Below are 9,078 nucleotides of genomic sequence, written 5' to 3'. Positions count from 1 at the left end.
TCTTCTACTTCTTGAACAGCCTGACGGATGACTTTCTTTGAAAACTGAACTCTTGCTGAAGTGTTGTTTTTAACTGACATACTATACTTCTTTGTGTATAGTTATTTTAGGACGGGACAGGTAGCTTGCTGCCAAGCGATGTTTTTTTGTTACTTTTTGTTTGGCCAAAAAGTAACCCCCGCCTGACCGACGTCAGATCGGGCAGGAAAAAGGCCCCCGATTTCGCATGACAGCCCGAAATCGGATTGTTAACTGATTATGGTTTTGTGCTACTGTAGTGAATAACGGTACAATTTACACGATCATCCTATGTGATGTCGTGATAATGGTTAATGGTTAGTTGTTAATTGTTAATGGTTAGTTGTTAATGGTTAATTGTTAATGGTTAATGTTGATTGTCAATGGTAAATAGTCGGTGAGGGTTATTAAGCCGTAACAGGAAGAGATTTCCATTTGGGGCGGGGTTTGGGTTGAGGGGTGGATTGGTGTACTTCAATGAGGTGGGTTGCTTCGAGGAGTTTGCTGAGATAAATCCAGGTATGGAGCATGCATTCATCGTCGGAGAATTCTGAAATGCTTTCGGTGGTAAGGGCGTGGATAAGTATATCGTTGATCATGTATTTCCATTCGGATAGCGTATGAAGTTTTGTGAATTTTTCTAATGTGAGATAAGGATTCAGAAATTCTTTCTTTGAAAGGTGGCGGGGAAAAAAGTCCCAAGGTGTTTTGCCGGTGTGCCAGCGGCAGTAGTTTTCATATGTTATTAATGACCAAAGCTGCGTATTTTTTTCTGCTGTTATTATTACTTCTTCCTTGTAATGAATTTCTTCTAACAGGGCGAACACAACAGTTACCAGATCGGTTACAAGGGTGGTAAAATAAAGTGCATTGGCAGGTATGCCTTTCCATTTTTTCCTGCTGTTGGCTGTTTTGATTGTTTTGTGCAGGAGTTTTATTGATGAGGGGAGATCCCAGGTGCTCATTGCTTCCGAATACCGGGGGCCACGTTGTGAGACGTCCTATCGGACGAAATGAAACCCCGGTCGGATGAAAAGTGTGAAATGTATAAATTTTATTTTTTCCGGATTGCCCTCCATCCTTTAACTTGCGTACGAATCGGCCAAGGGAGTGTTTTATTTTAGAAAGGGGATGTGGAAAGTGGCTGTAACTGTCTAAAGGACATATATTTGCAACTATGGAAACGGTGCCGTAGCACCTGTGAATTGTATAGTGAAATCGACAACCAACAAAAGTCTGCCAACTGGCAGCATTTAAATAATTGATGGAGGGTAAATGAGCCTGTTTGGCTTGTTTGCCCTTTTATCGTTATACATTTTTACGTTTTACCGGGAAACTCAGTCTTTTTTTAGTTTGGTGTGACTGAGGTGGCGAAGCTTTGTAGTAAATTGGGTTGGTTTATGGTTTGAAGTTCGTGGTTTTTGGTTGGGAAGTGCCGGAGTTGTTGGCCGGGAGCCGGTAGTCACCAGTTTTGAAGTTCTAAGATTCTGAGTTGGTTGCCGGGAAGTGAGTAAGGCGGAAAGAGGATAGGCTACGATTCTCCCTGGTTCAGGCAAAGGGAAGAAAAATGTCAGATCTACGTTCTATAGTTCTGAAGTTCTTCAGTTCTGAAGTTGGAGAAGAGTTGGAGATTGAAAAATGTGTTTGATATGACAGGGATGAAAAACTGGTATGCTGTTTATACAAAACCCCGCTGGGAGAAGAAGATCTGCGAGCAGCTGGAACGGAAGGGGCTGAGTTTTTACTGCCCGATGAACAAGGTGCGCCGCAAATGGAGCGACCGATACAAAGTGATTGAAGAACCTTTATTTAAATCGTATGTGTTTGTCCAGATTTCAGAGGAAGAAAAAACAAGGGTGCGGTTAACTGACGGGGTGGTGAATTTTCTTTACTGGAACGGCAAGCCGGCTATCATCAAAGAACAGGAAATAGATGTGATCCGGAAATTCCTGAATGAGTATACGGATGTAGAGGCAAGGCCTGTGCAATTGGAAAGTGGCCAAAAAGTTAGAGTAAAAACCGGGTTGATGATGGATACGGAGGGTATTGTGATCAAAGTATTGAATAACCGGGCGTATGTTTTACTTGAGAGCCTGGGATATGAATTGACGGCACAGTTTGAGAAGAGCAATCTTGAACCGGTGGTTGAGAAAAAGTTTTAGTTCTAAGGTTCTAAGTCTTTAAGTTCTGAAGTTATTGGTGCCTGCAGTTCAGTAAAAGCAATTTCAAATTTCACTATTGTTCAATAAATCAGTGGATGAGTCGTTTGAACCATGGCTGATTAAACTGTGCAAATACATTACATGATACGTTTACTTTTATTTTCAACAGCAGTTTGCCTGCTGTTTCTTTCTTCCTGTGTGTCGCCCGCAAAGCTTAGAAAGGAAGCCGTTTATTTCAACGAAGGACTGGATACAGCCAAGCTCAATCAATACCAATTAGTGGAGCCTATTATACAGAAAGGAGATCTTTTACAAGTGAATATTTCATCGAGAAGTTCGGCTCTTAACCAAATGTTCAGTCAGAATTATTCATCAGGAACAGTAGGTGCCAGCACAGCTGGAAATTCGGCTTCTGCCGGTACAGGGGGGGCATCAAACAGCTATTTGGTTGACATCGTTAGTGGAGAAATCAAATTACCACTGCTTGGCATTATCCGTGCTGACGGGATGACCAAACTTGAACTGGAAAAAGAAATCGTTAAGCGTGCGAGTGAATATTTGAAAGAAGACCCAATCGTGAATATTCGTTACCAAAATTTCAGGGTTACGTTTCACGGACTGGTTGGTGCGCCGGGAGAGGTGAGTTCTACTTCTGAGCGATTGACATTTCTTGATGCCCTGGCCTTAGCTGGTGGTGTGGCGCCCGGGGGCAATCTGAAAAACATTTTGATCATCCGAGAACAAAATGGCAAGCGTACAATGCATACGATTGATTTGACCAAGGGTGATTTTTTTCAATCGCCTAATTATTACCTGAAACAAAATGATATAGTTTATGTGGCGCCTTCGGACAGACAGCTGAAGACATCTGACCAAACTACCCAACGAACTCTTCAATATGTATCATTTGGTTTGAGTCTTATTAATGTTATTGTTGTTCTCACTACTATTTTCCGTTAATAATAATTAAATGGCCAACGAATTTGATCACCTGCCACAAGCAGACACCGACAGCAAGCTCTTAACTTTTAAAGAGATCCTGTTCAAATATATTTCGAACCTGCCTTTATTTTTCTTCTCCTTAGGTGTAGCATTAATTGTTGCATGGGCCTATTTGCGCTGGTCGACTCCTTTGTTTACTGTTGGGAGCAGTATGATCGTGAAGGTCGAGAATGCCACCAACATTAAGGGCACTGATAAGTTCAGCAGCATTTTTAATCCGACCGACAAGATTAATACGGAAGATGAAATCGACCTGATGAAATCAAAAGAGTTCCTGAAGCGTGTTGTTGACTCATTACATCTTAACAGCAGTTATGTGGAGCACGGAAAAGTGCGTAGCAGTGAAATTTACAAACAGACACCTTTTATTGTTGACCCTATAAATATCAGCGACAGTAATAGAGGTTATTCCTTTAATATTCAATTGACCGGGCATAATAGTTTCATGATGAACAAGGAAACGAAGCCAAGACCATTTTATAGTAATATTGAAGTTGGGGGCTCAACATTCAGGGTGGTTCCTAATCCAGGAATCGAGGATGCGGTGGGACGAAAATATACTTATTATTGGAGCTCATCGAAATCGGTGGCAGGAGCCATTTCCGGAAGGCTGGGTATCGCTCAAAAAAGCCGGAGCTCCAGCGTTTTGAATCTTAGTTTGACCACCGAAAATGTGGATAAAGGTATCGACATTCTGAACCAGGTAATGAAAGAATATGGCCGTTACAATGTTGAGGACAAAAGCCGTATTTCTGAAAATTCACTTAGGTTTATTTCTGAAAGACTTGGAGATCTGGAGACTGACCTTGGCATAGTTGAAACCGACCTTCAGAATTTCAAAAAGCGCAACCAATTTCTCGACCTGGAGAATCAATCGCAGATGTACTTAGATAATATCAACGATTCTGAATCGGAACTGCGCACCCAAGAAATGCAGATTATGGTACTTGATCTGCTGGATAATTATATCAAGGATAAAAAAAATGCCTACAATCTTACACCCACCACTTTAGGTATTGTTGACCCAACGTTAACTTCTTTGGTGAGTGAATATAATCAGCTGATCTTACAGCGGGAAAATGAGCTAAGAGTAAGCCGAGAAGGGAGTCTTGTGATCAAAGAAATTGAACAGAATATCGAAAAGACACGCACTTCCATGATCGAGAACTTGAAGAATATAAGACAGGCATATGTGTTGTCGAGAAACGAATTAGAACGGAGGGCAAGAACGGTACGCACAGAAATGTTTTCCCTGCCGGAAAAAGAAAGCCAGATTCGTGAGATCAAACGCCAACAATTGATCAAAAATGAGCTATATACGTTTCTTCTGCAAAAAAGAGAGGAAACGGGTATACAGCTCGCATCGACTGTTTCCAATTCAAAGATCTTTTCAGAAGCTGAAGGCGGCTGGATGCCTATCTTCCCTAAGAAGCGTAGTGCGTATATGCTGGCTGTATTCTTTGGTCTTTTAATTCCTGTTATTATTATTTTGATCAGAGATTTGATGAATGACCGGGTTACAACAAAGGGAGATATCAGTAAGGTGACGAAAATGCCCGTTATCGGTGAGCTGGGTCATAATGATAAAGGGCAAACACTGGTAGTCGTTAAAAACAGCCGGACCATCCTTGCAGAGCAATTCCGGATCATAAGATCAAATCTTCAACCTGTTCTGAAAAAGGACCGCACCCCGGTGATACTAGTTACCTCCTCTTTCAGCGGCGAGGGTAAATCTTTTGCTGCCACCAACCTTGCCGCCTCGATTGCATTAACAGGCAAACGCACGGTGTTATTGGAATTTGATTTACGTAAGCCCAAAGTGGTTAGCGGCCTTGGGTTACAACGTGCATTCGGTATTACCCATTTTGTAATCGGCAAAATCGGCCTGGAAGAATTGCCTATTAAAGTTCCTGAGATTGATAATTTATTTGTGATCGCCTGCGGACCAACGCCACCCAACCCATCAGAAATGTTGCTTGAGCCAAAGGTGAAAGAACTGTTTGAATTCTGCAGGGATAATTTTGATGCAGTTGTTATTGATACTGCCCCAGTTGGACTGGTGAGTGATGCTATGACGCTGTCGCAGTTTGCTGATGCTACTTTATTTGTCATCCGCCAACGCTACACCTTTAAGAAGCAATTACAGATGCTGGAAGATCTTTACCAGCAAAAGAAATTTCCCAATGTGAGTATCCTCGTGAATGATATTAAGGTGGAAGGCTATAACAGTTATTATGGGTATGGTGGTTATGGTTATGGCTATGGTTATGGTTATGGTTATGGCTATGGTTATTATGACAATGATCCTGCGAAGAATAAATGGTATAATAAAGTGTTACAGTTTATAGGGATTAAGTAAACTCCTCCCTAAAGTGGCTTGCTAGTGGCGCAAAGTGACAGGATGATTTGATAATTCCCGTTTGAAACATTCGAGAGAACGTAGCAGATCATTATTAAGGATTGTTTGTGCTTGCAGTGCAAGCAGTATTTTTTGTCACTTTTGCTCCCGCTGAGGCGGGACAGGTTGTCCATCCTTCGACAGGCTCAGGAGTAACCCCCGCCTGACGATGTCAGATCGGGCAGGAAAAGACAGCCGAAAGATATTACCCCCATCTTTCGGCGGCAGCCCTGATTTAGCTGAGTACTACTCCCGCTTGAGGGCGGGACACGTGTGGTGAATAGCTGTTGAACAAATATTGAACAACTTCTGTGCGGCTGGTAGAATAATTAAAAAGTGGTTGTGAGTTGAGGCTTTTTTACAACATAGGCTTGCTGCTGAAGCAGCGTTTATTCAGTTTAAGCCTGACTTTTTAATGCCTCAGATTTTAGCGTGGAAGTATTTAAAACAATGATTTTATTACCCAATGTGCCGCATTGCCGGAATATTTGACCCATCATTGAGAAACCTGCAGGAGCAGGTGATAAACATGCGTGATGCCATGCACCGAGGCGGGCCTGATGATGCAGGGTTGTTTGCGCATTCATCTTTACCCTTAGCGTTTGGTCATCGTCGTTTGTCGCTGATCGATTTAACTGAAGCGGGTCATCAACCCATGATCGATGCCGAACTGACGATTATTTTCAATGGTGAGATCTATAATTACCTGGAATTACGATCGACACTTCAGCATTATGGTCATCAATTCAAAACGGAAAGTGACACGGAAGTTATATTGAAAGCTTACAGGCAATGGGGTGTTGATGCCTTTGAATATTTTAACGGCATGTTTGCGCTGGCCTTACTTGATGAAAAAAAGCAACAACTGGTACTGGCCCGGGATCATGCAGGTATTAAGCCTTTGTATTATTATCTCGATCAGCATTGTCTTTATTTTGCCTCCGAAATCAGGGCATTTGCCACAACAGAAAAGGTATTTGAAGAAAATGAAAAATGGCGCTCTGCCTTTCTAACTTTCGGTCACCTTCCTGAGCCAATTACCACGCTTAAAAACGTGGTTCCGCTTACCAAAGGAACGGCATTGGTGATTGAACTCCCCTCTTTAAAAAAGAAAGTTCATCGTTTCTTTAAATGGGGGTTTACAGGCAAATTGAAAAGCGAGGAGGAAGCACTGCAGCTCATGCGGGAAACACTGGAGCAGGCAGTTGACCGTCATCTTATTTCGGATGCACCCATCGGTTTGTTCCTGAGTGGTGGTATCGATTCAAGTCTGCTTACTTTAATTGCCAGTCATACCAGAAAAGAAAATCTTCATACGCTGTCGATTGTTTTCAACGAAAAAGATTTCTCGGAGGAGAAGTTTCAGCAACTAATTATTAATAAGACAGGTGCCAAACACCAATCATTTTTAGTTACAAAAGATATTTTTAATCAGCAGCTGGAAGATGCCATTCAGGCTATGGATCAACCTACCCTGGACGGTATTAATACTTATTTTATTTCGATGTATGCAAAAGCATACGGGTTGAAAGCTGTTTTAAGCGGATTAGGCGCCGACGAATTATTTGGCGGCTATCCCTCTTTTCAACAGCAGAAAAAAATGAAGTATGTGCAGAAGATGCCTGAACAGTTGCTCAGAAGTTTGCAGGGTTTCCCGGATCACCGGGTGCGCAAACTCAGTTATGCAGGTATGCAAAGTACTGCGGCGGAATATTTAAGTTACCGTGGAATTTTTACACCCCGGTCGGTGGCTTCTTTATTGGGAGGCACGGAAAAGGCAATTGAAGATGACTTGCTGGAGTTAAGTGAATATTATCCTGTAAGCAGCTTAACGGATGGTAACAGGATCAGCTGGCTTGAAACAAATTTCTACATGCAGAACCAGTTGCTGAAGGATTCGGATTTTATGAGCATGTGGCACGGACTTGAAATACGTGTTCCGTTTCTTGATAAGGAAGTAATGATCATGGCGGGGGCCATCAATGAATCGATCAAGTTTAAAAAAGTGCCTCCGAAATATGTATTGGTAAAGGCATTTGAGCATGAATTGCCTGAAGCTATCTGGAAACGAAAGAAGCAGGGGTTCACCTTTCCCTTTGAAGGATGGTTAAAGGAGAATGAATTCATCAAACCTTCGAATAATGATGAAGAACACTTGTATAAAAAATTCAGGGAGAAAAAATTATCGTGGGGCAGGTATTGGTGTGCGTTGCTGATGAGCAGGTTTCAAAACAAGCAATAACAGGACCCACCCCCGAACGAAGTTCCTAACCTTTGCTTCGCCCGGTTACCTCCCAGGAGGGGATCCATTCCAAGAGGCTTTACGATTGAGCGAGAATATTAAAATGCGAAAAAAAAAGATTGGTTTTTTTGTGTTAACTGCTTTCTCCCATATGGGTGGTATTGAAAAATTTAACCGGGCTTTTATAAAGGCATTGGGTGATCTTTCCACTTCACTTCAACTAAGCACCGTGTTTGGTGGAATGTATGATGAGTCATTTGACAAAAATTATACAACGCAACAAACTTATCATGCATTCAAGGGTAACAAATTGTTGTTTGTGTTATGGGCCGTGAAAGAATCATTGAAACAGGATGTTGTTATCCTGGGGCATTTGAATTTAGCGCCTATTGCTGTTTTATTAAAACGTATTGCTCCGAAGAAAAGGCTGGTGATTGTTTGTCATGGTATTGAAGTGTTTGAACCCGTTGGCGGATTAAAGAAAAAAGCATTACAAAACGCCGATCAACTTTTAGCTGTGAGCAATTTTACAAAAAATCAGCTGATATCGAAACAGGGTTTACCTGCAGAAAAAATCACCGTGTTTCCCAATACCATTGATCCTTTTTTCAAGTTTCCAACTGAGTTTACAAAGCCAGCTTACCTGCAAAAACGTTATGGTATCGCAGCAAACGAAAAAGTAATATTCACCTTAACAAGGTTGAACAGTAATGAAGGTTATAAAGGTTATGACACACTTGTGAGCATCCTGCCAGCACTCGTGAAAAAAAATATTCCATTCAAATATATTCTTGCGGGCAAAGCCGATGCAACAGAACTGCAACGGATGAATGCTTTGATCAGTTCACTGGGTGTTGCCGACAAAGTGATGATGCCGGGTTTTGTAGCAGATGATGAACTAACGGATCATTATTTACTGGCTGATGTATTTGTAATGCCAAGTAAAGGGGAAGGTTTTGGTATTGTGTACACTGAGGCGATGGCTTGTGGATTACCTGTGATAGCAGGTAATAAGGATGGGAGTACGGAAGCATTGCAGTTTGGGGAATTGGGGACATTGGTTGATCCAGATAATGGAGAAGAGTTGGCTGAGGCGCTGGTAAAAACGTTAAGTACGAAACATGATTCAAGAGAAGTACAACAAAACATGTTGAAGTATTTTTCTTTTGAGAAGTTTAAGAATAGGTTACAAACCGTGTTTGAAAGATTATGAGAGACTTGCTGCGCAAGCGGTATTTTTTTGTCACTTTTTGCTC

Annotated in this window: 6 protein-coding genes; 5 read left to right on the top strand and 1 reads right to left on the bottom strand. The window is 41.8% G+C overall.

All coding sequences use genetic code 11. The features are described 5' to 3' along the window. Positions 1–425 precede the first annotated feature (425 nt). Entirely contained in the window at positions 426–983 is a 558-nt protein-coding gene (locus ACO1QW_RS13735; RefSeq protein WP_486259423.1) for a hypothetical protein, read from the bottom strand. A 684-nt stretch (positions 984–1,667) separates the two neighbouring features. Between ACO1QW_RS13735 and nusG the strand changes: the two genes are divergently transcribed. The 5 genes from nusG to ACO1QW_RS13710 all read left to right on the top strand — a co-directional run bounded on the left by nusG (position 1,668) and on the right by ACO1QW_RS13710 (position 9,035). Continuing rightward, positions 1,668–2,180, top strand: coding sequence for a transcription termination/antitermination protein NusG (gene nusG / locus ACO1QW_RS13730; protein WP_486259421.1), 513 nt, complete (start codon positions 1,668–1,670; stop codon positions 2,178–2,180). Positions 2,181–2,321: 141 nt separating this feature from the next. Next, a complete protein-coding gene (locus tag ACO1QW_RS13725) occupies positions 2,322–3,140 on the top strand; it encodes a polysaccharide biosynthesis/export family protein (protein WP_486259419.1) in 819 nt (272 codons plus the stop codon). A 10-nt stretch (positions 3,141–3,150) separates the two neighbouring features. Next, on the top strand, positions 3,151–5,541 hold the full coding sequence (locus ACO1QW_RS13720) for a GumC family protein (RefSeq protein ID WP_486259417.1): 2,391 nt from the start codon (positions 3,151–3,153) through the stop codon (positions 5,539–5,541). A gap of 505 nt (positions 5,542–6,046) precedes the next feature. Continuing rightward, positions 6,047–7,822: an asparagine synthase (glutamine-hydrolyzing) gene (asnB, locus tag ACO1QW_RS13715; protein WP_486259415.1), complete on the top strand. Its 1,776-nt coding sequence runs from the start codon at positions 6,047–6,049 to the stop codon at positions 7,820–7,822. Between the two features lie 103 nt (positions 7,823–7,925). Further along, entirely contained in the window at positions 7,926–9,035 is a 1,110-nt protein-coding gene (locus ACO1QW_RS13710; protein ID WP_486259414.1) for a glycosyltransferase family 4 protein, read from the top strand. Positions 9,036–9,078 lie beyond the last annotated feature (43 nt).

It is taken from the genome of Lacibacter sp., from assembly GCF_057361365.1.
Note: the sequence above shows the minus strand (reverse complement) of the source record. Positions and strands in the feature narration are given on the sequence as shown.